General features: G+C 63.1%; 26 protein-coding genes and 1 pseudogene. 14 read left to right on the forward strand and 13 right to left on the reverse strand.

What is annotated here, in order from left to right; translation table 11 throughout:
* Positions 1–89: 89 nt before the first annotated feature.
* Positions 90–1361, forward strand: coding sequence for a hypothetical protein (locus tag R3C13_RS06215; RefSeq protein WP_371309953.1), 1272 nt, complete (start codon positions 90–92; stop codon positions 1359–1361).
* A 270-nt stretch (positions 1362–1631) separates the two neighbouring features.
* Positions 1632–2051 (forward strand): hypothetical protein, encoded by a 420-nt coding sequence (locus tag R3C13_RS06220; protein WP_371309954.1) that lies wholly within the window; start codon positions 1632–1634, stop codon positions 2049–2051.
* Between the two features lie 92 nt (positions 2052–2143).
* Here R3C13_RS06220 and phbB read toward each other — a convergent pair whose 3' ends face one another.
* Positions 2144–2869: an acetoacetyl-CoA reductase gene (gene phbB, locus R3C13_RS06225; RefSeq protein ID WP_371309955.1), complete on the reverse strand. Its 726-nt coding sequence runs from the start codon at positions 2867–2869 to the stop codon at positions 2144–2146.
* 151 nt (positions 2870–3020) lie between these two features.
* On the opposite strand from phbB, the gene phaR reads away from it, so the two are divergent.
* Positions 3021–3602: a polyhydroxyalkanoate synthesis repressor PhaR gene (gene phaR, locus R3C13_RS06230; protein ID WP_371309956.1), complete on the forward strand. Its 582-nt coding sequence runs from the start codon at positions 3021–3023 to the stop codon at positions 3600–3602.
* Positions 3603–3668: 66 nt separating this feature from the next.
* Here the strand turns inward: phaR and R3C13_RS06235 are convergent, their stop codons facing one another.
* A complete protein-coding gene (locus tag R3C13_RS06235; RefSeq protein WP_371309957.1) occupies positions 3669–4136 on the reverse strand; it encodes a hypothetical protein in 468 nt (155 codons plus the stop codon).
* 199 nt (positions 4137–4335) lie between these two features.
* Entirely contained in the window at positions 4336–5067 is a 732-nt protein-coding gene (locus R3C13_RS06240; protein ID WP_371309958.1) for a glycosyltransferase family 2 protein, read from the reverse strand.
* A 167-nt stretch (positions 5068–5234) separates the two neighbouring features.
* On the opposite strand from R3C13_RS06240, the gene R3C13_RS06245 reads away from it, so the two are divergent.
* Positions 5235–7289, forward strand: coding sequence for an ArnT family glycosyltransferase (locus R3C13_RS06245; protein WP_371309959.1), 2055 nt, complete (start codon positions 5235–5237; stop codon positions 7287–7289).
* Here R3C13_RS06245 and R3C13_RS06250 read toward each other — a convergent pair.
* Together R3C13_RS06250 and R3C13_RS06255 are read right to left on the reverse strand one after the other, a co-directional pair.
* Entirely contained in the window at positions 7286–7858 is a 573-nt protein-coding gene (locus R3C13_RS06250; protein WP_371309960.1) for an ActR/PrrA/RegA family redox response regulator transcription factor, read from the reverse strand. The genes R3C13_RS06245 and R3C13_RS06250 overlap by 4 nt on opposite strands.
* A 52-nt stretch (positions 7859–7910) precedes the next feature.
* Positions 7911–9278, reverse strand: coding sequence for an ActS/PrrB/RegB family redox-sensitive histidine kinase (locus tag R3C13_RS06255; RefSeq protein ID WP_371309961.1), 1368 nt, complete (start codon positions 9276–9278; stop codon positions 7911–7913).
* A gap of 64 nt (positions 9279–9342) precedes the next feature.
* On the opposite strand from R3C13_RS06255, the gene R3C13_RS06260 reads away from it, so the two are divergent.
* Positions 9343–9960 carry an SCO family protein gene (locus tag R3C13_RS06260; protein WP_371309962.1) on the forward strand — a complete coding sequence of 206 codons (618 nt, stop codon included), beginning with the start codon at positions 9343–9345 and terminating at the stop codon, positions 9958–9960.
* A gap of 3 nt (positions 9961–9963) precedes the next feature.
* Here R3C13_RS06260 and R3C13_RS06265 read toward each other — a convergent pair whose 3' ends face one another.
* Positions 9964–10746, reverse strand: coding sequence for a 3-hydroxybutyrate dehydrogenase (locus R3C13_RS06265; RefSeq protein ID WP_371309963.1), 783 nt, complete (start codon positions 10744–10746; stop codon positions 9964–9966).
* A 94-nt stretch (positions 10747–10840) separates the two neighbouring features.
* Here R3C13_RS06265 and R3C13_RS06270 point away from each other — a divergent pair, with 94 nt between their 5' ends.
* From R3C13_RS06270 to R3C13_RS06295, 6 genes are all read left to right on the forward strand, one after another.
* The gene (locus tag R3C13_RS06270; protein ID WP_371309964.1) at positions 10841–11272 is read left to right on the forward strand and encodes a DUF350 domain-containing protein; all 432 of its coding nucleotides are present in this window, start codon (positions 10841–10843) and stop codon (positions 11270–11272) included.
* An 18-nt stretch (positions 11273–11290) separates the two neighbouring features.
* Positions 11291–12112, forward strand: a complete 822-nt coding sequence (locus tag R3C13_RS06275; protein WP_371309965.1) for a serine protease — start codon at positions 11291–11293, stop codon at positions 12110–12112.
* Complete coding sequence (gene pyrF, locus R3C13_RS06280) at positions 12109–12993, forward strand: orotidine-5'-phosphate decarboxylase (protein ID WP_371309966.1); 885 nt, start codon at positions 12109–12111, stop codon at positions 12991–12993. The genes R3C13_RS06275 and pyrF overlap by 4 nt, the downstream gene beginning before the upstream one ends.
* A 107-nt stretch (positions 12994–13100) precedes the next feature.
* Positions 13101–15257 carry a PQQ-dependent dehydrogenase, methanol/ethanol family gene (locus R3C13_RS06285; protein WP_371309967.1) on the forward strand — a complete coding sequence of 719 codons (2157 nt, stop codon included), beginning with the start codon at positions 13101–13103 and terminating at the stop codon, positions 15255–15257.
* A gap of 63 nt (positions 15258–15320) precedes the next feature.
* Positions 15321–15860 (forward strand): hypothetical protein, encoded by a 540-nt coding sequence (locus tag R3C13_RS06290; RefSeq protein ID WP_371309968.1) that lies wholly within the window; start codon positions 15321–15323, stop codon positions 15858–15860.
* Positions 15861–15897: 37 nt separating this feature from the next.
* The gene (locus R3C13_RS06295) at positions 15898–16722 is read left to right on the forward strand and encodes a sulfotransferase domain-containing protein (protein WP_371309969.1); all 825 of its coding nucleotides are present in this window, start codon (positions 15898–15900) and stop codon (positions 16720–16722) included.
* On the opposite strand, the gene R3C13_RS06300 is transcribed toward R3C13_RS06295, so the two are convergent.
* Both R3C13_RS06300 and R3C13_RS06305 read right to left on the reverse strand, forming a co-directional pair.
* Complete coding sequence (locus R3C13_RS06300) at positions 16706–17386, reverse strand: glutathione S-transferase (RefSeq protein WP_371309970.1); 681 nt, start codon at positions 17384–17386, stop codon at positions 16706–16708. The two genes, R3C13_RS06295 and R3C13_RS06300, sit on opposite strands and share 17 nt — an antisense overlap.
* Positions 17383–17679 carry a YciI family protein gene (locus R3C13_RS06305; RefSeq protein WP_371309971.1) on the reverse strand — a complete coding sequence of 99 codons (297 nt, stop codon included), beginning with the start codon at positions 17677–17679 and terminating at the stop codon, positions 17383–17385. Before R3C13_RS06305 ends, R3C13_RS06300 begins: the two co-directional genes overlap by 4 nt.
* Positions 17680–17810: 131 nt before the next feature.
* Here R3C13_RS06305 and R3C13_RS06310 point away from each other — a divergent pair, with 131 nt between their 5' ends.
* Positions 17811–18410 (forward strand): TetR/AcrR family transcriptional regulator, encoded by a 600-nt coding sequence (locus R3C13_RS06310; RefSeq protein ID WP_371309972.1) that lies wholly within the window; start codon positions 17811–17813, stop codon positions 18408–18410.
* A gap of 262 nt (positions 18411–18672) precedes the next feature.
* Here the strand turns inward: R3C13_RS06310 and tsaD are convergent, their stop codons facing one another.
* Both tsaD and R3C13_RS06320 read right to left on the reverse strand, forming a co-directional pair.
* Positions 18673–19773, reverse strand: coding sequence for a tRNA (adenosine(37)-N6)-threonylcarbamoyltransferase complex transferase subunit TsaD (tsaD, locus tag R3C13_RS06315; RefSeq protein WP_371309973.1), 1101 nt, complete (start codon positions 19771–19773; stop codon positions 18673–18675).
* Positions 19774–19907: 134 nt separating this feature from the next.
* Positions 19908–20393: a GNAT family N-acetyltransferase gene (locus tag R3C13_RS06320; protein WP_371309974.1), complete on the reverse strand. Its 486-nt coding sequence runs from the start codon at positions 20391–20393 to the stop codon at positions 19908–19910.
* Between the two features lie 87 nt (positions 20394–20480).
* Between R3C13_RS06320 and R3C13_RS06325 the strand changes: the two genes are divergently transcribed.
* Both R3C13_RS06325 and R3C13_RS06330 read left to right on the forward strand, forming a co-directional pair.
* Complete coding sequence (locus tag R3C13_RS06325; RefSeq protein WP_371309975.1) at positions 20481–21002, forward strand: RNA polymerase sigma factor; 522 nt, start codon at positions 20481–20483, stop codon at positions 21000–21002.
* Positions 20995–21576, forward strand: a complete 582-nt coding sequence (locus R3C13_RS06330) for a hypothetical protein (RefSeq protein ID WP_371309976.1) — start codon at positions 20995–20997, stop codon at positions 21574–21576. The genes R3C13_RS06325 and R3C13_RS06330 overlap by 8 nt, the downstream gene beginning before the upstream one ends.
* Positions 21577–21597: 21 nt before the next feature.
* On the opposite strand, the gene R3C13_RS06335 is transcribed toward R3C13_RS06330, so the two are convergent.
* From R3C13_RS06335 to lepA, 3 genes and pseudogenes are all read right to left on the reverse strand, one after another.
* On the reverse strand, positions 21598–22629 hold the full coding sequence (locus R3C13_RS06335; RefSeq protein WP_371309977.1) for a hypothetical protein: 1032 nt from the start codon (positions 22627–22629) through the stop codon (positions 21598–21600).
* Positions 22630–22632: 3 nt separating this feature from the next.
* On the reverse strand, positions 22633–23001 hold the full coding sequence (locus tag R3C13_RS06340) for a limonene-1,2-epoxide hydrolase family protein (protein ID WP_371309978.1): 369 nt from the start codon (positions 22999–23001) through the stop codon (positions 22633–22635).
* Between the two features lie 85 nt (positions 23002–23086).
* Positions 23087–24881 (reverse strand): annotated as a pseudogene (lepA, locus tag R3C13_RS06345) (translation elongation factor 4).
* Positions 24882–25000 lie beyond the last annotated feature (119 nt).

Below are 25000 nucleotides of genomic sequence, written 5' to 3' on the forward strand. Positions count from 1 at the left end.
TGTGATCAGGTTTCCACGTTTTTGGAACTTGCCATCCAGTGATCTCCCACTAACCTTGCAACCATTCGGGGATTGCACGGGATGAACGGATGCGCGTGATTGTGCTGCTTGTGGCGTTGATGATGATCGTGCCGCAGGCGCTAGCGCAGACGTTTAAACTGGACGTCTATCCGCCCGGAGTGACGGCAGACGAATGGTCCAGACTGTCCAGCCAGCGACTGGTGGACGAAATGTATAATGCCTATTCGACACCGGACGATCAGGGAACAGGTCATACGATTGCGCTGTTTCTCTGCTCTTTCAATAATGGCGCAGAGGTGACGGAAGCCAGCGCCAAAGATGGTGGAACGAACATCCTCTGCAATATCCAGTCTGCACTTTCGACCGAATCCTCATTGCGGCTTGGAAACCAACGAAACTCGGAAGACCTGAGGCCTGTGATCCTGCTCTATGCTCGTGCCGGGGAGCCCCGGGCGCAGTATGAGATCGGCCGCATGCTGGAAACCGGCCTCTATCGCAGCCAGGGCGAGAGTGCCTCGGCATGGTATCGCAAGGCCGCGGCGAACGGCAGCCAGATCGCGCAGGCGCGGCTGGATCAGCTTTTTCCGAAACCCAAACCTCAGCCTGTGCCACCGCCTCAACCCGCGCCGAAGCCGACACTCCCGGCCGTCGCCGCGTCGAAGCCGGCCCCCGGCGGCACATCGCAGGACGGCATGTGGGGTATAACGCTGAACGATCTGAGCGTCCTGCCGGCGGACACCCTGCTGCATAAAGCGCGGTACCCTGAACAACGCGCAAGCCTGCGCACGGCGGCGGATCGCGGTGATGTCATTGCGCAGACTCTGGTCGCTCTGGCGCTTCATAATGCGTATTACGAAGTAAAGGATAGCGCGGCGGCCGCCAAATATGCCCAGTCAGCAGTTTCTAATGCCAAGAGGATCTACAAGGGTACAGCCCCGAGTCCTCCAGCAAGCCCGACAAAGTATGGACGCGCTTTCAACATTCTCGCAGTTCAAGCGCGTCAACGAGGCGATACCAGTAGTGCCCTGGATTATGCTCGGAACGCGTATAATCAGCGTAGCGCTATTGGAACGGCGACCTGGGCTTATGTTCTGGGCGATGAATGTGAAGTCACGTACCGCTGCACACAGAGCAGTCATAGGTTTATGATAGAAAAAATGCAGACCGCCGTGGATTGGGGATATTCAGCGGGAGAGCCTGACCTACAGAGGGCAAAGAAATTGTTTGAACAAACTTATGGCGCTGGAACTCAAAGCTACAGCGCACCGACCCAAAGGAATTGCTACTGGACAGTCGATCCGGGAGTTGCGGGCAGCCGTCGGCAAGTTTGCAGCGACTAATATTCCACCACCAAACACGAATATTAGTAGACGGGTCACGTAAGCAAGGCGCCAGAGTATTTCTTCTTGGACATCACTAAGCTCTTGGTCTGCTTGGCTGGGGATTTGCATGCCTCTTGGCTGGTTTGCGCCTGTCCGGTTCCGGCGATTTTCTGCCGAAGCGGCCAATCCCTGACTTATCCCCGCTTTGCCCGCCGCATTCTGCCGCAATTCTTCCCGCGGAAATAAATCCATCCAACACCTCCGAAACCGGGCGTATCTTCACGGGCGATGAGCTTCTTCACGCCGCCTCCCGGGTTTCCCGTTTTCCTCGTGCCGGTCTGGCCGATGATCTGGATACAGATCCTTTTGCTGCGAGCAGAGATGCGCGCGGCTTACGGGCCGGGCGTGCAGTATCACTGGAGCGTGACGCTTTGCGGCCGGGTCTATCTCACCAGTATTGACTGGGTGCCGGGGCAGGCGGTGCCGGCCTGGCTGATCGCGCCCGCGCATCCGAACAAGCGGATTGCGGCGGCGCTGAGTGGGGAGCTTCTTCAGCCCGGCTATGCGGCATTAAAGCCCCTCTCCCGTGGGAGAGGGGTGAGGGGTCACGGCCTATCCGCAGGCATGACTCTTGCCGCAATGACTTCACCCCTCATCCCCAACCCCTTCTCCCGGGGGAGAAGGGGCTTACCCCTGCCAGACCCCTGACGCGGACACCGCCCCAAAATCAACAACACCTGCAAGCGCCTTCACGGGCGCCGCAGGTGCTGCGGAATTCCTCCGTGGGAAGAGGGGCGGGCCTAGCCCGCGATGTATTGCGCGCCGTTGACGGTCATCGTCGCGCCGTTGATGAAGGCGGCTTCGTCGCTGGCGAGATAGGCGCACATGGAGGCGATTTCTTCTGCCTTGCCGAGGCGGCCGACCGGGATGGTGGCGATGATGCCTTCCAGCACTTCAGGCTTCACGGCCGCCAGCATCTCGGTGTCGATATAGCCGGGCGCGACGCAGTTTGAGGTGATGCCCTTCTTGGCGCCTTCATAGGCAAGTGCCTTGGTAAAGCCGATCAGGCCGGCCTTCGCGGCGGAATAGTTGGCCTGGGTGAACTGTCCCTTCTGGCCGTTGATCGAGGAGATGTTGATCACCCGGCCCCAGTTCCTGTCGCGCATCCCGTCCCACACCTGGCGGGTCACGTTGAAGGCGGAGGTGAGGTCCACGTCGATCACCTGCTGCCAGTGGTCCTTCGACATCTTGTGGAACGGCGCATCGCGGGTGATGCCCGCATTGTTGATCACGATGTCGATGGGACCGAGATCCTTTTCGATGGCCGCGATGCCGGCGCCGACGGCGTCATAATCGGCCACGTCGAACTTGTAGACCTTCACGCCGATGGCATCTGCGCATTCCTTGGCGGCAGCATCATTGCCGGCATAGTTTGCGGCAACCTTGTAGCCCTTGTTTACCATGGTTTCGCTGATCGCCCGGCCAATGCCGCGGGTGCCCCCGGTAACCAAAACCGTTTTCGACATGCAGATCCCTCCCTTGAAATTTTTGCACCCGCTCACGCTACAGCCTCTGCTGCAGAAACTTCAATAGCGCATTGGTCGCATTCGGATTTTGTGCGAGATTGTGCCGCATAGCACAAAAATTGCTTCTCCCAAGGGAAGCAGAGGGCAGGACATGGCCAAGGGTAACGGATCGGGCGAGCCGATCATCATCAAGAAGTATGCAAACCGGCGGCTCTACGACACGTCGACGTCCTGCTACGTGACGCTGGACCATCTGTCCGAGCTTGTCCGCGAAGGCCGGGATTTCGAGGTCCGCGATGCCAAGACGGGCGAAGACCTGACCCGCCAGGTGCTGACCCAGATCATCTTCGAGCAGGAAACCAAGGGCGACGGCGCATTGCCGCTGAACTTCCTGCGCCAGCTGATCGGTTTTTATGGCGGCGGCGCGCAGACGTTCCTGCCGGCCTTTCTCGACATGTCGATGAATTCCTTTGCGGAAGCCCAGAAGGAATGGCGCAAGGCCGCCAATCCGATGACCATGTTCGAAAAGCAGGCCCGGCGGAACATGGCGATGTTCGAACAGGCGATGAAGATGTTTATGCCGACCCTCTATGGCTCGGCCCAGACGTCCCGTTCCGAGACGCAATCGCCGGCCTCCTCGATGATGGAGCTGCAGGCCGAGGCACTCGCCAACATGCAGGCCCAGATGGTGGCGATCCAGGAACAGCTCGCCGAGCTCTACCGCAAGGACTGATCCCCGGATGCAAAAAGGCCCGCCGGACAGCGGGCCTTTTCATATCGGGTTGAGGCGTTTGCCGCGTCAGCCGTTTTCCATGCCGAAGTCGCGCCGTGCCGACACGATCGTCACAACGACCCCCGCCAGCACGTCCAGCAATGTCATCGACATAAGGATGAAGAAGGTCGAGGTCGCGAAGTTCGGCGTCAGCAGGAATTCGATCATGCAGACGATGAACAGCATCATCGAGACGGCGTGATTGAAGATGGTCGACGTGCCGGTCGAGGTGGATTTCAGGATTTCCAGGAACAGGAACACGATCGCCAGCAATAGGATCGCATCGCCCTTGGTCAGCACCCATTTCACGCCCGAGATCATGGGCAGGCTGAAGAAGGTCGAGTTCAGCAGGTTCTGGATCGGGGCGACATCCGCCCGCACGGCCTCGCCGAACTCGTTGACCGTTTCAATAGATCCGCCAAAGCCGAAGGCCAGCAGGTTGTACAGCGCCACCGGTATGACCAGCAGCGGGAAGATTCCGAAGATTGCGCGCATCAATGACCCCTTCTCGGTGTTGCTGCGGGAATGGGCGCCATTCTGCCGCTCCCGACGCTTCTTTCTCGCGGCGAACATCCCGAAAATCAGGCTCCGCGATCCTTTGTCCATATCCTTACCCGTCATGCGGACAGAGTTAACACGAGGTTTATGGCATTGTCGCGTCCCTTTCGAGGGGCGTCGAGCAGGCCTCCGGGGCTCAGATCTCGTCCGCGCCGCCGGGATTGCGGCGCCGCCGGATCAGCCACATGACACCGCGCAGATCCGACAGGGCATCCTTCAGGCGGCCGAAATTGGTGTAGTTTGACCGGCCTTCGCCGCGGGGACGGTGGTTCACGTCCCGGAATTCGACCCCGAACCCTTCGGCCCGCATCAGGGCCGGCATGTAGCGGTGCATGTGGTCGAAATAGGGGAGCTGGATGAAAGCCGCCCGGTTCATCACCTTGATGCCACAGCCGGAGTCGTCGCAATCGTCGCGCAGGAGGCGCTTGCGGACCCGGTTGGCAAGGCGCGAGCCAAACCGCTTCCAGGCGGTGTCCTTGCGGCTGGCCCTCCGGCCCATGACCATTTTCAGGCCTTCCGGCGCGTCGGCGCGGGTGAGGGCCCGGTAAAGGTCCGGCAGGTCGGCCGGGTCGTTCTGGCCGTCCCCGTCCAGCGTGCCGACAACCGGGGCCATGGCGGCAAGGATGCCGGTGCGGATGGCGCGGCTCTGGCCGGCATTCTTGCGGTGGCCGAGGACGCGCAGCATCGGGTATTTCGCCTTCAGCGCCTTCAGCTCGGCCCGCGTATCGTCGCTCGAGGCATCGTCCACGAAGATCATCTCGAAGGCACGGCCATCAAGCGCGCGGGCGATTTCAGCCGCGAGCGTTTCGACATTGCCGGTCTCGTTGTGAACGGGAACGACGACTGAGAATTCGAGCGCTGAGTCCAATGCTCCGGCCTTTTTCCTTGAATGCGCCCTGACGGGCGCAGAGCCATATTTGCCGCCTCATACAAAGTGCAGGACGCCATGGCGAGCCCTGAGCGTCACTTCAGGCCCGCCGGGCTGCATGTCCAAAACCGGGAGACGCGGAAAGCCGAAGCAGGTAGAGGGATTTCATGACATTTCTCGACCGTCTTTCGACCGGCTGGAAAGCCTGGGTCATCCTTTTCGTCCTGACCTTTGGCGCCTCTGCGCCGGGCGTATTCCTGCTGCCAGCGCTTGACCGCGACGAAAGCCGCTTCGCGCAGGCGTCCAAGGAAATGCTGGAGGAACACGACTATATCCGGATCCAGTACCAGGACGAGCTGCGCAACAAGAAGCCGGCCGGCATCCATTGGCTTCAGGCAGCCTCGACGGCCATTTTCACGGGGCCTGAAGCCAAGCAGATCTGGACCTATCGCGTGCCAAGCTGGCTCGGTGCCGCCTTTGCGGCTATGGCCTGCTTCTGGTGCGGGATCCCGCTGATCGGTCGGCGGGCCGCCTTCCTTGGCGCGGCCATCTTCAGTACCAGCCTGCTGCTTACGTCCGAGGGACATATTTCGAAGACCGATGGCGTCCTGGTTTTCCTCACCACGCTCAGCATCGGGGCGCTCGCCCGCCTCTACATGCGCGGGGACCAGTCGAAACCCATGGCACTGCTGTTCTGGTTTTGCATGGGAACGAGTTTTCTCATCAAGGGCCCGGTGACGCCGATGGTGGCGGCCTATGCCGGCATGGGCGCCTGGGTCTGGGCGAAGGCGGCAGACGGCAAGGGCGGCAACTGGTGGCGGGTGCTGCTCTGGTGGCCGGGGCCGCTGATCTTCGTGGCGCTGGTCCTGCCCTGGTTCCTCTGGATCCAGGCGGCGACAGACGGCCAGTATATCAAGGGCGCCCTCGGCAAGGACCTTAGGGACAAATTCACCGGCGCCTCCGAGGGGCATGGCGGCTGGCCCTTCTACCACCTGACCCATATTCCGGCCTGGTTCTTTCCGGCAACGCTGCTGCTTGTTCCGGGTGGCGTGGCCGCGTGGAAAACCCTGAAACCGCAGTCAGCTGCCGGCACCCGCTGGCTGCAGCGCACGCTGCTCCTTTCGGGCGCGGCGTTTGCCGGCCTGTTCGCACTCGGTTTCCTTCTGCCTTACCTGCCGCGTCCGGCCGGCGACGGCGCGGTCTCGCAGGGCCTGGCCACGCTTGCCCGGCTAAAGCCTCTGCCGGCCTGGCCCGCCCTGGTATTGGCGGGCTTCTGGTGGCTCTCCGGCAAGGAAGCCTGGTTTAAGCGCTGGCCGGTCGGCGCGGCCGAGATCAGCGACGAGGCGAAAGGGCTACGCCTGATCGTCGCCTGGGGTGCGTTGACCTATGCCTTCTTCGAACTGATGCCGACCCTGCTCAGCCATTATATCCTGCCGGCCTATCCGGCGATGGCGCTGCTTGGGGGATATGCAGCTGTGAAGTTGATCGAGGGCGCAAAAATGCCGGTCTCGCGCACCCTGTCGCTGATCCTGTTTGCGCTGGGAGCGGGCCTCCTTCTGGCGGTCTCCTATCCGGGCGTGACGCAGTATTTCATGGCCGAGGCGGCCGGGGATTTCACGACCGCCGCAAAGCAGCAGGTGATGGAGTCGTGGCAGGCGTATCGCGCGTTTCCGCTCTGGCTCTGGTGGACCGGTTTTGCGCTGGCGGGCCTTGCAGGGATCGAATTCAACCGGGCGCGGGAGACAAGCGCCATCGCGCTCGCCATCCTCGCCAGCTTTGTGATCGGCTGGCATGTGCGCATCTTCATGCTGCCGAGCCAGGTCTGGGTACAGCCGACGGAGACGGCGCGGCTTGCGCTCGAAGAAGTCTGCGGTGTGCCGGGGGAGGCGTGCGCGCTGACAGCGCCCGCCAGAATTCTCGCGCTTGGTTATGCCGAGCCGTCCTACGTGCTGACGCTTGGAACGCAGAACCTTCACCCACCGGAAACGCCGCTCGACCTGCCGGCAGAAGCGTCGGCCTATCCAGTCGTCTACCTGATCAATTATGAAGACCGCAAAGCCAGCCCGCCGATCACCGAGGAAGTATCACACCTGCGGAAGGAAGCAGAGGCGATGGGCCACTGCGTGACCGAATCGGAACCGTATTACGCGCTGAACTATTCCAACGGTGATCCGGTGAATTTCGTCGCGATGCGGTTCGATCTCGGTGCTTGCCCGAACTAGCGCGGGGCGCGCTTTGCAAGGATCCGCTGCAGGGTGCGCCGGTGCATGTTGAGGCGGCGGGCCGTCTCGGAAACATTGTGATTGCAAAGCTCATAGACGCGCTGGATGTGTTCCCAGCGCACCCGGTCAGCCGACATCGGGTTTTCCGGCGGGGCCGGCTTTTCGTCCGTCGTTGCCGTCAGGGCGCGGACAATGTCTTCAACGTCGGCAGGCTTCGATAGATAGTCGACCGCGCCGGCCTTTACGGCGGCGACAGCAGTCGCGATGGCGCCGTAACCGGTCAGGATGACCGCGCGGGCTTCCGGCCGATGCTTCTGCAGCATCTCGACCACTTCAAGGCCGCTGCCGTCTTCCAGGCGCAGGTCCAGAACGGCGAAAGCCGGCGGGTTGAGACGGGCAATGTCCTTGCCCTCGGACACGGTGTTCACCGCAGACACGATAAAGCCGCGCTGGGCCAGGGCACGGGCAAGGCGTTGGGCGAACGGGCCGTCATCATCCATGATCAGGCATGAGCGGTCCTCGACGCCCTGGAGGCTTTCATGAAGATTGATTTGCGCGGAATGGTCCATTGCCTTCCTACCCTTTTATTGCCCATCAGACTTTATAGGACTTCCATATCCATTAATCCAACCCGGATGCTTCAAGAGCTGCACGTGGCCAGAGGGCCTGGACGACGGCTCCGGAACGGGGCGGCGCCTGGTTGCGCGTAGCGATCCTGCCGCCGGTCCGCTCGATCAGCGTCTTTGCAATGAAGAAGCCAAGCCCCATGTCGCCGCCGCCATGCTGGCCTTCGCTGCGCTGCGAGACATAAGGTTCGCCCAGTTTCGGCAGCACTTCCTGGGCAAAGCCCGGCCCGTCATCGGTGACGGAAATCATGATCTGGTCGAGTGTCCAGCTCGCTTGCACGGTCACTTTCGTCTCGGCGAAGCTGACGGCGTTTTCGACGAAGGCGCTGATCGCGTGCAGGATTTCCGGGCTGCGATTAAGGATGGGCGGGCGGCTGTCGGCATCGTCGCCGGGCCGGACCAGCACTTCGACCGCAACGCCAAGCCCCCGGAACGGGGCCGCCGATTCGGTGACCAACGCTTCCAGAGGGACGCGCGCGTGCACGATATCCGTCGCTTCGCGCGCATTGCGGATCGTCGCAAGAATGGCGCGGCAGCGATCGGCCTGTTCCGCCAGCAACGCGATATCCTCGTATCTGGGATCGTCTTTCGGGATTTCCGCCAGCAGTTCCTTCGCCACGAGATGGATCGTGGCGAGCGGCGTGCCGAGTTCATGCGTCGTCATCGCCGACATCGCACCGATGGCGGAGATCTTCTGCTCACGCGCCATGACGACACTGGCCGCATCGAGGGCACGGACGAGCTTTGCTTCGTCCTGGCTGACGCGGCTTGCGGACAGGGAGAAGAAGCCGACGCCGACGGCGAGCGCCGCGAACTGGCCAATATGATACATCGGCGGCAGCTCTGCGACCTGACCATAGAACCAGGGCAGCGGCATTGAGACGAGCGGCATGAAGGCCGCAAGCCCGAGGGCCAGAAGCGCGATAATGACGGCGCGCGTGCGCGACAGGCTGAGCGCGGCCACCGTCACCGGCGCGACCAGCAGCAGAAGGAAGGGATTGGAGAGGCCGCCCGTCACCGCGACCAGTGCAGCCAGCTGGATCGTGTCGAAGGCAAGCTGGACGGTCGCCTCCCAGCGCTGGGTCAGCCGCTGGCTCTGGAACGCGAACGACAGGAAGACGTTGAGCCAGGCCGAGGCGGCTATGATCGCGAGGCAGGCGGCGAGCGGCACGTCGAATTTCAGGACAAAGGCCACGAACAGGACCGCGGCCGTCTGCCCGGCAACGGCCAGCCAGCGCAGGGCGATGAAAGTACGCAGGCGCGTCCGGCCGAGCGCCGACTGGGCGGAGCCCAATCCCTCGGGCGCGAGGGTGAAGATGGCGTCGCCGAATTCGAGGTTGGGGGTGCGTGCAGGTTCGTCCATTCCGGCCTTATGCGGCAGCGTGACGCCCTCGCCAAGCCGACACCTGCCGGGCTAGACGGAAGGGATGGCAGACCTTCGGCTAATTGCGGCAGCTGCCGCCTCCACCCTCCTTGCCGCCTGTGGCGGCCCTTCCGGAAGAGAGGCGCCGGATCATGGCGGCGCGGTCGCCGGCTGCATGACACGCGCCTATCCCGAGATTGGCGGGCCGATTTCTCTGGTGAACCAGGCCGGCGAGCGTGTCACGGAAGAGACCTATAAGGGCCATCCGACGCTGATCTATTTCGGCTTTACCTACTGCCCCGATGTCTGCCCGACGACGCTCGTCACGGTGAAGCGGGCCTATGATCGCCTGCCGGACGGCGTGGACCCTCCGCAGACGCTGCTGATTTCAGTCGATCCGGAGCGGGATACACCGGAAGCGCTCGCCCAGTATGTCGCCAGCAAGGCGTTTCCCGCCAATCTTCAGGGCCTGACGGGCACGCCGGAAGAAGTCCGCGCGGCAGCCGATGCGTTCCTGGCCGATTATTCCCGCATCGACCAGCCAGAGAGCCAGAGCGAATATTCGATGGATCACACTTCCCTGCTGTACCTGATGGACAAGGACTGGAAGCTGATGACCTTCTTCACGCATGAAGACACGGACGAGACCATCGCGTCCTGCCTCGCGGAACAGCTGAAATAGACGCTACTGCGCCGTCCAGCCGCCATCGACCGAGAGGTCGGTGCCGTTGATCTGGTCGCCGTCCGGCGAGCAGAGGAAGGCCGTAAAGGCCGCGACCTGTTCCACCGTCACGAATTCCTTGGTCGGCTGGGCAGCGAGCAGCACGTCGCGCTTCACCTGTTCTTCGGTCATGCCGCGGGCCTTGGCCGTATCCGCGACCTGGTTCTCGACCAGGGGCGTCAGCACGTAACCGGGGCAGATCGAATTGCAGCGGATGCCATGCGTCGCGCCTTCGAGGGCCGTCACCTTTGTCAGGCCCGAAATACCGTGCTTGGCGGCCACATAGGCGGATTTGAAGGGCGAGGCGACCTTGGCATGGGCGCTGGCGATATTGATGATTCGACCCCAGCCCTTCTGTTTCATGCCTGGGAATGACAGGCGGATCGTGTGAAACGCAGCCGACAGGTTGAGGGCGATGATCAGGTTCCACTTGTCGACCGGGAAGTCCTCGATCGGCGAGACGAACTGCATGCCGGCATTGTTGACGAGAATGTCGACCCCGCCGAAATCGTCCTCGACATATTTCATCATGTTTTCAATGGCCGGAACACGGGTGAGGTCGGCACTCGAATAGCCCGCCATGACGCCGTGTTCCGAGGCGAGGGACCGCTTCAGCGTGTCGATTTCGCCGGCATCGCCAAATCCGTTGAGAACGATATTGCAGCCCTCGCTGGCCAGACGCGTGGCAATTGCCTTGCCGATCCCGCTCGTCGAGCCGGTTACGAGTGCAGTTTTGCCTTTCAGCATGTCGTGTCTCCTTGAGAGGCGGGCGCGCTGTCGCTAGGGATATGGACGAGCCCCCGCGGGTCCATTTGTCGAACAACAGGATAAGCAGGTTTTCATGGGCGGTGAAATCGGAGCTTTTGTCGAGGCATTTCCGCGGTTCCTGATCTGGTCGGCCAGCGCGGGTGTGCTTCTGATCATTGCCAGCACGATCTATGTGCTCCTGACGCCGTGGAAGGAGATGGCGCTGGTGCGGCAGGGCAATACGGCCGCCGGGGTGGCCCTTGCCGGTGCGATTGGCGGGCTTGCCATCCCGATTTCGTCCACCCTGGCGTCCAGCGTTTCGCTGTTCGACCTCTTGATCTGGGGCGTCATCGCGCTGATTTTACAATTGATCGTCTATCGTCTGGTCGACCTGCTTCTGGGCGACGTGCCGAAGCGCATCGAGAATGAGGAAATGGGCGCAGCCATTTTCCTCGCCGGGACCAAGATTTCGTCGGCCCTCATCCTGGCTGCGGGGCTCTGGGATCCGGCACTGCAGAGGTTCTAGGAATGGAGGCAGTGCGGCATGCGCAGGTTTGACTGGGTTCTCTACCTCGTTGTCTTCGGGGTCCTGGTCTTCAGCCTGTATTCGCAGGACCGCCATGCTGATGCCCCTGAAGCGCCGCCCTCGGTGCTCGAATCGGACGGGCCCATGCTGCCGCCGCCCTCCCCGCTGGATGAGCAGGTTCTGGTGCAGGTCGATGCGCCCAAGGACGGCATCGGGACAGCCTTCGCGGTCAACCGGAAAGGCCAGTGGATCACGGCGCGGCATGTGGTCGATGGCTGCGATTCGGTCGGCCTGCTGGTGGCGCCGGGCCAGTATGTTCCCGTGGAATCCGTCTCGGTCGATGCGGACCATGACCTGGCCCTTCTTTCGACGGGGCGCAGCCCCAACCCGGTGACGCTGGACCTCGGCACGCCGCTGACACTGGGCACCGAAGGCTATCATGTCGGCTATCCGCAGGGACGTCCCGGCGAAGTCGCGACGCGGCTGATGTCGCGCTCGAAACTCATCACACGGGGCATGCGCGATGGCAGCGAGCCGATCCTTGCCTGGGCCGAAATCGGTCGCACGCGGGGTCTCGACGGCACGCTTGGCGGCATTTCCGGCGGCCCGGTCTTCGACCATCAGGGCCGGGTGCGCGGTGTGGTGGTGGCTGAAAGCCCGCGCCGGGGCCGGATCTATACCGCCGCGCCGGATTCTGTTGAAGCCTTCCTGACGAGCCTCGGCGTGGAACAGGAAGATGGCCCGGCCGAAGCGTTCAGTGTCGAGTCCTATGGCCCGAGTTCGGACAATGCCCGGCGGCGGTTGCAGGTGGTGAAGGTCGCCTGCAAGGTGCAGCCATGACCCTGTTTGCTGACCGACTGGTGGATGCCGCCCGCAAACACGGGCCGTTGTGCGTCGGGATCGACCCGCATGCCGGGCGCATTCCGGCCCTGTTTGGCGGTGACACGCCCGAAGGGGTCGAAGCGTGGGGCCTTGCCATGGTCCAGGCCTGTGCCGGCAAGGTCGCCTGTATCAAGCCGCAAGTCGCCCTCTATGAACGCCACGGGCCTGAGGGCCTGAAGGCGCTCCAGTCGATTACGCGTGCGGCGCGCGAAGCGGGCCTGATCGTGCTGATGGATGCCAAGCGGGGCGATATCGGCTCGACGGCCGAGGGCTATGCCGCTGCGTTCCTGGCCAAGGATGCCCCGTTCGAAGGCGACGCCCTGACAGTCAATCCTTATATGGGTCTCGACACGATCGAGCCTTACGTCCGCGAAGCCGAATTGAATGGGCGCGGCGTGATCGTACTGGTGCGGACCTCCAATCCGGGGTCCGCCGACTTCCAGTCCCGCAGCCTCGAAGGGGCGCCGCTCTATGCGCGCGTGGCCGAGGCGCTGGACCCGATGATCCAGCGGTTGAAGGGAAGGAACGGCTGGTCCGGCCTGATGATGGTGACCGGTGCCACCGGCCCGGGCGAAGCGCGCGCCATCCGGGATCTCGCACCGACATCGCTGTTTCTGGTGCCGGGCTATGGTGCACAAGGGGCAGGGGCCGCAGAGGCCCTGGCGGGCTTCGTTCAGGGTCCGGGCGGCCTGGAAGGTGGGGTCGTCAGCTCCTCGCGGGCGGTCAATTTCCCTGCTGGTTCCGGCGAAACGGACGATCCGGCCGAATGGCAGGCGCTTGTGGCGGCTGCCATCGAAGAGGCACAAGCGGACCTGCGGGGGATATCCGTCCCGGCCTGAGTGCCGCTTGGTCATCCCTCGACAAACCTATCGGAACGTCTAGCATTACAGATGGAGAGGCGGCGCAAAGACCGCCCCGAGGAAACGATCAGGAGAGGACTTCCACGATGGCTCAGTGGCGCAAGATCGCATTGGCAGGAACGGCGCTCGCCCTTCTGGCTGCCTGTGCTCCAAAGGAAAAGGCCGGCGAACCAGCGGCAAGCAAGGAAACAGCTTTTGCAGCGGTCGATTCGGCGCGGATCGAGACCGCCTCGGCGGGCGAAGAATGGCTTACCTATGGCGGCACTTATGACGAGCAGCGCCACTCTTCGCTGACCGCCATCAACAAGGACAATGTCGACCAGCTTGGCGTTGCCTGGACGTTCGACCTTGCGACCAATCGCGGCGTGGAAGTGACCCCAATCGTCGTGGACGGCGTGATGTTCGTGACCTCCGCCTGGTCGGTCGTGTATGCGCTGGACGCCAAGACCGGGGCCCTGCTGTGGGAACACAATCCGGATGTCGACCGCGCGGTCGGCGTGAATGCCTGTTGCGATGTCGTGAACCGCGGCGTCGCGGTCTATGACGGCAAGGTCTATGTCGGGGTGATCGATGGCCGCCTGCAGGCGCTGGATGCCAAGACCGGCGACCTTGTCTGGGAGACGGTCACGGTCGACCAGTCGAAGCCCTATACGATCACCGGTGCCCCACGTGTCGTGAACGGCAAGGTGCTGATCGGCAATGGCGGCGCCGAACTTGGCGTGCGCGGCTATCTTACCGCCTATGATGCCCAGACCGGCGACAAGGTCTGGCGCTTCTACACCGTGCCGAACCCGGCAAAGCAGCCGGATGGCGAGGCCTCGGATGCAGCCTTCGAATCCATCGGCAATGTCACCTGGGGCGATAAAGGCGCCTGGGTCACGGATGGGGGCGGCGGCACGGTCTGGGATTCGATCGTCTATGACGAAGTGAACGACCAGATCATCTTCGGCGTCGGCAATGGCTCGCCCTGGAACCGCACGTTCCGCGACCCGGCAGGCGGGGACAATCTGTTCCTGTCTTCCATCGTCGCAGTGGATGCGAACACCGGGACCTACAAGTGGCACTTCCAGACGACGCCGGGCGACAACTGGGACTATACCGCGACCCAGACGATCATCCTTGCGGACCTGCCGCTCGGCGAGAACGGGGCGCCGCGCCGCGTGGCGATGCAGGCACCGAAAAACGGCTTCTTCTATGTGATCGATGCCGCGACGGGTGAGTTTCTTTCCGGGGACGCGTTCGTTCCTCAGAACTGGGCGACGGGCCTCGACGAAAAAGGACGCCCGATGGAGGTGCCGGAAGCGCGCTATGGGAAGGTGCCGTATAATCAGGTGCCGGGCCCTCTGGGCGCGCACAACTGGCACCCGATGGCGTTCAATCCGGACCTGAATCTCGCCTACATCCCGGCTCAGGAAATTCCGCAGGCCTATGCTGAGGACCCGCGTTTCTTCAGCAAGGAAATCAAGTGGAACACAGGGGCGGACTTTTCCGCGGGCGTTCCGCCGGTTGCCACCCCGGAAGTGGCGAAGTTCCTGCGCTCGACTCTGAAGGGCCGTCTGATTGCCTGGGATCCGGTGGCCCGGGCGCCGCGCTGGACGGTGGAACATGGCAATGCCTGGAATGGCGGCGTCCTGTCGACGGCCGGCGGCCTGGTCTTCCAGGGCAAGCTGAATGGCGACTTCGTGGCCTATGATGCGGCCACCGGCGAAAAGCTCTGGAGCCAGAACGTCAAATCCGGCGCAGGGGCCGGCCCCGGCACCTATATGATCGATGGCGAGCAGTATGTGACGATCGCCACCGGCTGGGGGAGCGCCTTTGCCCTCTCGGCGGGCTTTGCCTACGACGACAAGGTGCCGTCGACGGTCGGGAAGGTCGTGACCTTCAAGCTCGGTGCGACCGGCGAAATCGCTGACGCAGACCTGCCGCCGATTGATCGCACGCCGAAGGCTGAGTCCTTCGGAACGGAAGCGCAAGTGGCTGCAGGCGTCGTGGACTATGCTCGCAACTGCGCCGTCTGCCACGGCCCGCTGGCGGTCAGCTCAGGCGTCTTGCCGGACCTCCGCTGGTCCAGCATTTCAGCCGATCCGGAAGCCTTCAAGGGTGTGGTGATCGACGGGCACTTCGCCGCCAATGGCATGGTGTCCTTCTCCGAATACCTGAGTGAAGACGATGTCGAAGCGATCCGGGCCTATGTCCTCGCGCAGGCTCATGCAGCGGCAGGAGACAGCGGCGGCGCACAATAGACGCACTTTGCCTCGCGTGAATTAAGTGGCGCGGCCCGGTGGGCCGCGTTACTATTTCAAGTCATGCACATACTTCTCTTCCTGCTCGGATTGATCGCCGCGTTCGGCATCTGGTCGTGGCGTATCCGCATGGCGCGGGAAGGAGCGCGTGAAGCCTTCAAGCTGGCGCAGGGCGCGGCCAACCTGCCGCGCAAGATGGCCTTCCGGTACAAGGCATCGCAGAACGGGCTGAGCCTGATCCAGGATCCTCGCGAAGCGGCAGCCATCCTGCTGATGGAAATCGCGCGCGCTCGCGGCGGAACGTTGACTGAGCGGCAGAGCGAGACAATCGAACGCGAGATCGTACACCATTTCCAGTTCACGCCCGCGGAAGCGGAGGAACTCGCCGCGCATGCGGCGTGGGTCACCAACACGGCACCGTCACCGGCAGAAACTGTCCGGCGCCTGTCCAACCTGATCGTGTCATCGCCGGTCCTCGGGCCCAAGGAAGTGATCGACCTTGATGCGATGCTGGTCGCCGTGTCCGAGGCCGAAGGGACGCCGACGCGTGACCAGCTGGCGCTGCTCCAGATGTATCGGGACAAGGCTGGCCTGAAGACCTGAGTTGCACAGGCCTCAATATGCACCTACGGCATTTTCCATGACGACGACTTTGCCATCCGCCTATCGCGCCAAGGTGCGGAGTGAAAGCTGGACCAATTTTTCGGTCCTCAGGCATGGCGCGTTCGATGGCGTGCTGGTGACCTCCAAGAATTCCGGCACGCACTGGCTGAAATACATGCTGGCGGTCGCGCTGGCCGAAACGCATGGCATCGACCCGCCGAAGTATTTTTCCGAGAATGCCGTGCGTCCCTATATCGGCTGGCCGAAGGACAAGCCGGTCTTTGCCGAGCTCCCGCGGCTGGCTTTCAGCCACACGATCCCGCACCGGCTCGCCGATTGGGGGTGGGCGAGGAGCATGGCGAGCCTGCCGCCTTACGTCCTGGCGGTGCGTCACCCGATGGCAATTCTCGCCAGCCATCATGCCAAGTGGGAATACGACATCCAGGTCGACTGGCTGACCTATCTCGAAGGCGACCCGGCCGGATCACGCTACCGCTGCGACCTCTACTGGCTCGCGCGCTTCTGGAACCGCTGGGGCGAGGTGCTGAAGCGCCATGGCGAGACTATCCTCGTGGTCCACTATGAAGAGACGCAGAAAGATCCGCGCCGCATCCTCGAAGCGGTCGATCGGCACTGGCAACTTAGCCTTGCGCCGGCGGCCATCGATGCGGCGCTAAAGGCCGGCACCAAGGAGGCCATGGCTGAAAAGGTCGATCCGGATGCCGAGCCGAATGTCCTTCAGAACCGAAAGACCAGTCTTTCCGAGCTGTTCTCGGGCGACGCGATGGAAGTCTACCGGCGCAAGGTCAGCGAACTGTTCGTCCACGACCTTGGCTATGACCTGTTTACGCCTCCGGCTTGAGAAAGCCGCTTGAGCGACCGTCAGGCCCGTATCTGATCCACCAGGGCTCGGCCTTGGCCTGCTCTTCCAGTCTCAGGAAATCCGGGTCTTCCAGGACGGCAGCCGCATACTCTGCGGCGGCGCCGGACAAAGGCAGGCCATAGGTGCGGAACCGGGTGACGACCGGCAGGTAGAAGGCGTCAGCCGCGCTCCACCTGCCGAACAGGAAGGGGCCGCCTTTGCCGAATGTGCTGCGCAGATTGCTCCAAAGGGCGTCAATTCGGGCAATGTCGGCCGCCAGTTTTTCGGTCATTTCGGGCGTCGCTTCGCGCGCGCGAATGTCCATTGGGCATTTGCTGCGCAGTTCGGAGAAACCGGCGTGCATCTCGCTGGCGGCGGCGCGCGCAATGGCGCGGGCGGCGGGCGCTTCCGGCCAGACCGATCCGGGCGGCGCCCATTCCGCGATCCATTCGGTGATGGCGAGGCTTTCCCAGACCGTGACATCGTCCCAGATCAGCAGGGGCACCTTGGCCGTCGGGCTGATCTCTTTCAGGCGGGCGGATGTTTCCGGAAAATCGAGCGGGACAATCACGTCCTCGACGGGCAAGGCGACTTTCCGCGCCACCATGAGCGGCCGGATCGACCAGCTGGAATAATTGAGATTGCCGAGGACGAGCTGTCTCATGCCGGTTTGCCGTCGCCGATGGCCCAGCGGGTTTCATTGATGTGGACATGGCCGAACACGCCGCCGGTCACGTAAGGGTCCTGCGCATGCAGGGCCTTTGCGGCGCCGATGTCTGCGGCCTCTACCAGGAATACGGATCCGACCATGGCGCCGGTCTCGTTCAGCAGCGGGCCCGCCATGCGGAGAATTTCTCCCAACCCTGCCGCCCAGGCGAGATGTGCCGGACGGTTGGCGGCGCGAGCCTCGGCTCCGCCTTCCGGTTTGTCGAGGCAGTGCAGGCAATAAAGGGGCATCGGCTTCTCCAGTTCGGTTCCGGCTGCTATCGCACAGCCCCGGCCCGCTGCCTATGGGGCAGGCGTGGCCTGCTTTGTGCAGAATGAATGAATCATTGATCCTTCAATTATTGGGAGTAAGGTGCCAGCCCATGAACGACACACCCGATACCCGCCAGCAGATCCTTGAAGCCGCCATGCAGCGGATCAAGCATTACGGTTACGGCAAGACAACCATGTCCGAGATTGCCAAGGATTGCGGCATGTCGGCCGGCAACATCTACCGCTTTTTCGCGTCGAAGCTGGATATCGCCGAAGCCATGGCGCGCAAGTTCAACGCCGAGATGTACCAGTCCTATGCGGCGATCGCGCGGGAGAAGACGCCGGCGCCCGAAAGGCTGAGAAAATACTTCGATTTCAGCATGCGGCACACGTTCGACACCATCGAACAGGAAGCGAAGATCCTGGAAGTGGCGGAAGTCCTGTCTGAAGAGCGCCCGCTGTTCTTCAATGAGCAGATGGCGCAGGAGCGCGTTTACCTGGTGCAGGTGCTGGAGGACGGGATGCGGGACGGGGTGTTCCGGCGGCTCGACCGGCCGGAAGAGACAGCCGAGTTCATGCAGGCCGCATTGATGAAATTCCGTTTCCCGCAGCTGTTTTCGCACCTCACCCTGCCGAAGCTGAAGCGGGAGCTGGACGGGGTTCTGGACCTGCTCCTGGCGGGTCTGTCGGCGGATGCGAAGGTACCGTGATACGTGGAAATACTGACCGCTGAATAATTTTAAAATCGTTCATTGATTTTTATTCAGTGCCTTGCTATATGTAGGTCATGGAATGGCGGCAGTCGTCATTCCCGCAAGCAAGGACTACTCAGATGACCCTCTCGAAAACCGAATCCCGCCAGTCGCTGTTTGCCTTCATGGCAGCCCTGCCGCTGACGGCAGCCCTGATCACGCTGACCCTGTCGCTCACCGAATTCGTGGTCTGAGACGTGGCCCCGAAAAATCAGGCTCTTCAGGCCTTGGCACCCCTACGGCCCGTTACATAGGCCGGATCAAGCTTCGCCGCCGTCTCATCGAGCGGCCAGCGCGGTCTTGCACCGGCGCCAAGGTCTCCTGCCTCGTCTTCGAGGCCCGCTGCCAACCGCTCCGCCCCGGCCAGGGCGATCATGGCGGCATTATCCGTACAATGGCGCATCGGCGGAGCGAGAAGCACCGATCCTGCTGATGCCGCGACAGAATCGAGCGCTTCCCGGATCGACCGGTTTGCCGCCACGCCCCCCGCAACAACCAGCCGTTTTGTCTGTCCTTCGCCGGGCTCGAACCCGTCGAGCGCGCGGCGCGTCTTTTCTGCCAGCACATCTGTTATTGCCGCCTGGAAGCTGGCGCAGATGTTGGCCATCCGGGTTTCGGTCAGGGGCTCGGCGCCGGCAGCGCGGGCGACAGCGGTCTTGAGGCCGGCGAAGCTCATGTCGAGGCCGGGCCGGTTCAGAAGGGGGCGCGGAAAGTCGATCGCCTTTGCATCGCCGGCCGCCGCCAGGCGCTCGACTGCCGGCCCGCCGGGGAAGCCGAGACCCAGAAGTTTTGCTGTCTTATCAAAGGCTTCGCCGGCTGCGTCGTCGATGGTGGAGCCGAGGCGGCGATAGTCGCCAAGGCCCCGGACTTCGAGGAACTGGCAATGCCCGCCGGAGACGAGCAGCAGCAGGTAAGGGAAGGGGCAGTCGTGCGTGAGGCGGGGGCTGAGGGCGTGGCCTTCCAGATGGTTCACGGCCAGAAAGGGCTTTCCCGCCGCCTGTGCGATGGCCTTGCCGGTCATCATGCCGACGAGGACGCCGCCGATCAGGCCGGGCCCGGAGGTCGCCGCCACTGCGTCCAGATCTGTATAAGTTACGCCAGAAGCCACCATGGCCGCCCGGACCGTTTCGTCGGCCAGTTCCGCATGGGCACGGGCGGCGATTTCCGGCACGACGCCGAGATAGGGGGCGTGTTCCTCAAGCTGGGTGTGCACGGTTTCCGACAGGATCTCGACCGTGCCGCCGGGCAGGAGGCGCACGACGGCCGCAGCGGTTTCGTCGCAGCTGGTTTCGATGCCGAGGACGGTCAGGGCGCGGGTCATGGGCCGCCTATACCGTCGAATAGCCAGCAGCAGAAGCCGTCCGGGGCATGACCATAGCGTGACTGCGCAGGTAGACAGCGTTGACCGGACTTACCGCAAAACAGCGGACCGGAGCGGGCGAAGTTGACTGCCGCTCAGAGCGGACGGGTCATGACGAAATCCGTGAAGTGCATGTGGCCCATGACGACCGGCACCTCCCGGGCAACCCGGAAGCCGGACCGCTGGTAGAAGCCGATGGCCTTCTCATTGTCGTTCTTGACGAAGAGGGAGATTTCTCGGGCCGGGCTGAACTGACGGATCGCGGTTTCGGTCAGTACTGTGCCGAGGCCGCTGCCCTGCGCTTCCGGCAGGATGTAGAGCTTTTTCAGCCAGATGGTCTCGCCTTCCCTGAAGGCTGCGCAGAAGCCCATGTCGCGGCCGGTAATCCGGGCGATCCAGAAGGCATGGCCGGCCTCCATGTCCGCTTCGAGCTGGGCATCGGAATAGATCGTGTCGACGATTTTCGGGATTTCGTCTGCCGGGATCAGGCCTTCGAAGGCGACCGGCCAGATCGTGCGGGCGAGTGCGGCCACGCGCGGCAGGTCAGGGGCCGAGAGGCGCTGGATGTCAGGTGTCGTCATGGGGCCACGGCATAGGCCGCGGCCTCTTTTGCGGCAAGGCGCAGTTTTTCCTGTAAGAAATCCGCGGCGCGTCCGACTATAGCCTTCATGACACAGGGATCTGACCAGGATGCGCAATACCTTGCGGCGGCGGAGGCCTTCGGGCCCGCGCTGCAGCGCCTTGCGCGGGCGACCGAGGCCCATCCCGAGCGGCGGCGCGACCTGTTGCAGGATGTGCATGTCGCCCTGTGGCAGAGTTTCGCCCTGTTCGACGGGCGCTGCAGCCTCTCCACCTGGGTCTGGCGCGTGGCGCACAATGTTGCCGCCAGCCATGCCGGGCGCGAGCGGCGGCACAATGCCGGCCAGGTCGGGCTGGAAGATGTGCCGCATCTTGCCGACGGGCGGAGCCTTGCGTCGGCGGTCGAAGAGGCAGACGCCCTCGACCGGCTGAACGCCTGGATCCGCAGGCTGAAGCCGCCGGACCGGCAAGTGCTGACCTTGTACCTCGAAGGCCTCGCGGCGGCGGAGATTGCAGAGATCGCCGGCTTTTCGCCGGGCGCCGTCGCCACCCGTATTTCGCGCCTCAAGGCGCAACTCGCACAGGAATTCAGGGAGCAGAGCCATGACTGACCGGGATCCGCTTCAGACCCTCTGGACCAGCCAGCAACAGGAAGAGTTTTCCATGTCCCTCGCTGAGATTCAGTCCCGCTCCACGCGCCTCCAGTCGAAGGTCCGGATGCGGAACATCACCGAATATGTTGCGGCTGCAATCGTGATCGGTGTGTTCCTGTGGTCGGCGGCAACCATGTCCTTGCCGGTGGCACGGGCGGGGGCCGTGCTGATCGCGGCGGCGGCGCTGTACGTGGCCATCGCCCTGCACCGGAAGGCGCCTGCCGTGAAGTGGGAGCCGGACGGAAGCGAGACGCTGGCGGAGTTCCATCGCGGCGAATTGCTGCGCCAGCGCCATGCGCTCTCCACCGTGTGGCGCTGGTATCTGTTGCCGTTCCTGCCGGGCTTCCTCGTTTTCAATGCGGGGATTTCCTTCGCGCCGGACAATCCGCTTCCGCTGGCGGCGAAGCTCGGCCAGTTCGGCTTCATGATCGGCCTGATGGCTGCGATGTTTGCCGTCATCGCCTGGCTGAACCACAAGGCCGCGAAGAAGCTCGATGCGGAGATTGCCGATCTGGACGCCGCCAGGAAATGACGATTGTGTCGCGGTCCGGCGTCAGGCGCGATCCGTCAGTGTCCAGATGAGGCTGTCCGCCTGCGGCACAACGGTGAGGTCCATGAAGTGCCGGTGTGAGGCAATAGCGCCGCGCCAGAGTTCGGCCCAGCAGGCAAGCAGGCGCGTGCGTTCGTCGCCTTCAAGGCCGCGCACGATGCGCAGCCCGGACTGGGTCAGCGTGATCCTGTCGCCGTCATGCTGAAGGCCGGCCTCGTCGCCCATGCCGGCGAACAGGGTGGCGAGGAAGGCGGCTGCATCGTCCGGCCCGCCATCGACCGCGCCGATTTCCGCCGCCATGCGGGGATAATGCTGCAGGCCGGTGAGGCGGGCCGCCAGCTTGCCGAGTTCCAGGGTGCGGGCCTCGCCGATGACGTTGGCCAGTTCGCGGATGCCGTTGCGGATATAGTCGACGGCATAGTTGCGGCTGGCCTTGGCGAGGCGTTCCTCGCTCCATTCTGCATCGGGCGGGGCGGGTTGCTTTGCCGGGTCGAAAGGCGGCGGGCGCTCATCCGGTGCAAAGACAAGCCGTTCGTCCTCTGACAATTCATGATTATATTCGCGGAAATAGCCGCAAAGGCCGAACTGGCCGGTCATGTCCTCCGAGACGCAGACGAAGCCGAGGCGGGGATTGCCGAGGGAGACGCCATTCTGCGCGTACCAGCCGCGCAGGAAGCCCCGGCTTGCCTCGACCGGTACGCCGCAGATCGCGGCGCCGTCATACATCCAGCGCGGATAGCGAAAGCGTACCCACGCCTTGATGTCGCTCTCCTCCATGTATTCGACGCGGACGCCGCCCATGCCGTTGGACAGGACATGGTATTTCGCGCAGGCCACCGCATCCGGCAGGCCGTCGAGGCCGAGCTTGCGGAAGGAGGAAAGGAATTTCTCTTCGTGCTGGGCGCGGAAGAGGCGGAACATCCAGTCGCCGACCACCGCGGGGCCTTCGCGCGTCGCCACCATCAGTTCGAGGCCCAGCAAATACTGGTGATGCAGTTCAGCCTGCGCAGCGATGGCGCGGAGCGGATCAGACATGGCTCACCCGCCCAGCGCTTTCAGATAAGTGCCCATGTCGAAATAGTCGCGCCACGCGGCGATCTTTCCGTCGCGCAGCTCGAACACGCCGCAGCAGGGCAGGTCGACTTTCTTTCCGTATACGACCGTGCGGTCGACGCGTTCGGCGATCACCGTATCGTCACGGGCGATCAGGGTGAGGATTTCCCAATCCGTCTGGCTCCAGCCGTTGAGGAAATTCGCGATGAAGGGTTTGAGGGCCGCGTGGCCCTGAACCGGCGCGATCGGCATGTTGTGATAGATGCCGTCCTCGGTGAAATAGGCGACCAGTTCGTCCACATCGAGCCGCGACCAGGCTGCGATGAAGTCCCGGATGATTTGTTCGTTGGACATGGCGCGCCTCCCGTCTTTTTAGACGGCAAGCCTAGCGGATTGGGCATAGGCCGAACAGACCGGACGCCGGGTCAGCCTGTCCGGATCAATCCCCGTCCATCCGGAGGGCCGCGACGAAGGCTTCCTGAGGGATTTCGACCTTGCCGAACTGGCGCATGCGGGCCTTGCCGGCCTTTTGCTTGTCGAGCAGTTTGCGTTTCCGGGTCGCGTCGCCGCCATAGCATTTGGCGGTCACGTCTTTCCTCAGGGCGCTGAGGGTTTCGCGCGCGATGACCTTGCCGCCGATGGCCGCCTGGATCGGGATCTTGAACATCTGGCGCGGGATCAGCTCCTTCAGCCGTTCGCACATCTGGCGGCCGCGGCTTTCGGCGCGGTCGCGGTGGACGAGCATGGCGAGCGCGTCCAGCCGGCTCGTCGTTCACGAGGATCTGCAGCTTTACGAGGTTTCCGCGCGGTGGCCGACGATCTCATAGTCGAAGCTGGCATAGCCGCGGCTGATGGATTTCAGGCGGTCATAGAAATCGAACACCACTTCGTTCAGCGGCAGTTCGTATTTCACCATGGCGCGCCCGCCGACATGGAAAGCTCGGTCTGGATGCCGCGGCGGTCTGGCAGAGTTTCAGGATGGCGCCAGATATTCGTCCGGCGTGTAGATGGTGGCGTTGATCCACGGCTCACGGATTTCCTTGATCTTGGTCACTTCCGGCATGTCGGCCAGTTGTGCAGCTCGATCTCGGTGCCGTCGGTCATGGTCATTCGTAGACCACGGAGGGGGCCGTCGCGATCAGGTCGAGGTCGAACTCGCGGCTGAGGCGCTCCTGGATGATTTCGAGGTGGAGGAGGCCAAGGAAGCCGCAGCGAGCCCATGCCGAGCGCCGCGCTGGTTTCCATCTCCCAGGTGAAGGAGGCGTCGTTCCAGGCTGGCTTGCCCATCGCGGCGCGCAGATCGTCGAAGTGGCGCATCCATCGGGAAGAGGCCGCAGAAGACGACTGGCTGCATCCTTATAGCCGGGCAGGGCTTTTTCGGCCGGGCGGCGTTCCTCCGTGATCGTGTCACCGATGGCGGTGTCGCCGACTTCCTTGATGGAGGCGACGAAATAGCCGACCTCGCCCGGCCCGAGCTCGGCGACTTCGGTGAGCTTCGGGTTGAAGGTGCCGACCTTGTCGATTTCGTAGGTGCCGCCGGTCCGCATCATGCGGATCTTCTGCTTCGGCTTCAGCACGCCGTCATGCACGCGCACGATGACCACGACGCCGAGATAGGGGTCGTAATAGGCATCGACGAGCGCGGCCTTGAGCGGGGCGGCGGCGTCGCCCGTCTTCGGCGGGGGCAGGCGCTTCACGATGGCTTCCAGCACGTCCGGAATGCCGAGGCCTGTCTTGGCGGAGGTCTCGATGGCGTCCGAGGCGTCGAGGCCGATGATTTCCTCGATCTGCTCTTTCACACGGTCGACATCGGCGGCCGGCAGGTCCACCTTGTTCAGCACGGGAACGATCTCGAGATCCTGGTCGATGGCCTGGTAGACATTGGCGAGGGTCTGGGCCTCGACGCCCTGGGAAGCATCGACCACCAGCAGAGCGCCTTCGCAGGCGGCAAGGCAGCGGGAGACTTCATAGGCGAAGTCGACGTGTCCGGGCGTGTCCATCAGGTTCAGGACATAGGTTTCCCCGTCCTTCGCCGTGTAGTTCAGGCGCACGGTCTGCGCCTTGATGGTGATGCCGCGCTCTTTCTCGATATCCATCGAGTCGAGCACCTGTTCCTTCATTTCCCGGTCGGTCAGGCCGCCACAGGTCTGGATCAGGCGGTCGGCCAGCGTCGACTTGCCATGGTCGATATGGGCAATGATCGAGAAATTGCGGATTTTGTCGCGTGGGGTCATCCGCGCGATATAACCGCGCGCGCGAAGGGCGGAAAGCCTTATTGAACGGTTGGCCTGCGGGCAGGGCGGGGGCCCGTGCATTTTTCCCCGGTCGAGCGTATTCCGGCCACAATATGAGG

Source organism: Hyphomonas sp. (assembly GCF_041398385.1).
GTDB lineage: Bacteria > Pseudomonadota > Alphaproteobacteria > Caulobacterales > Hyphomonadaceae > Hyphomonas.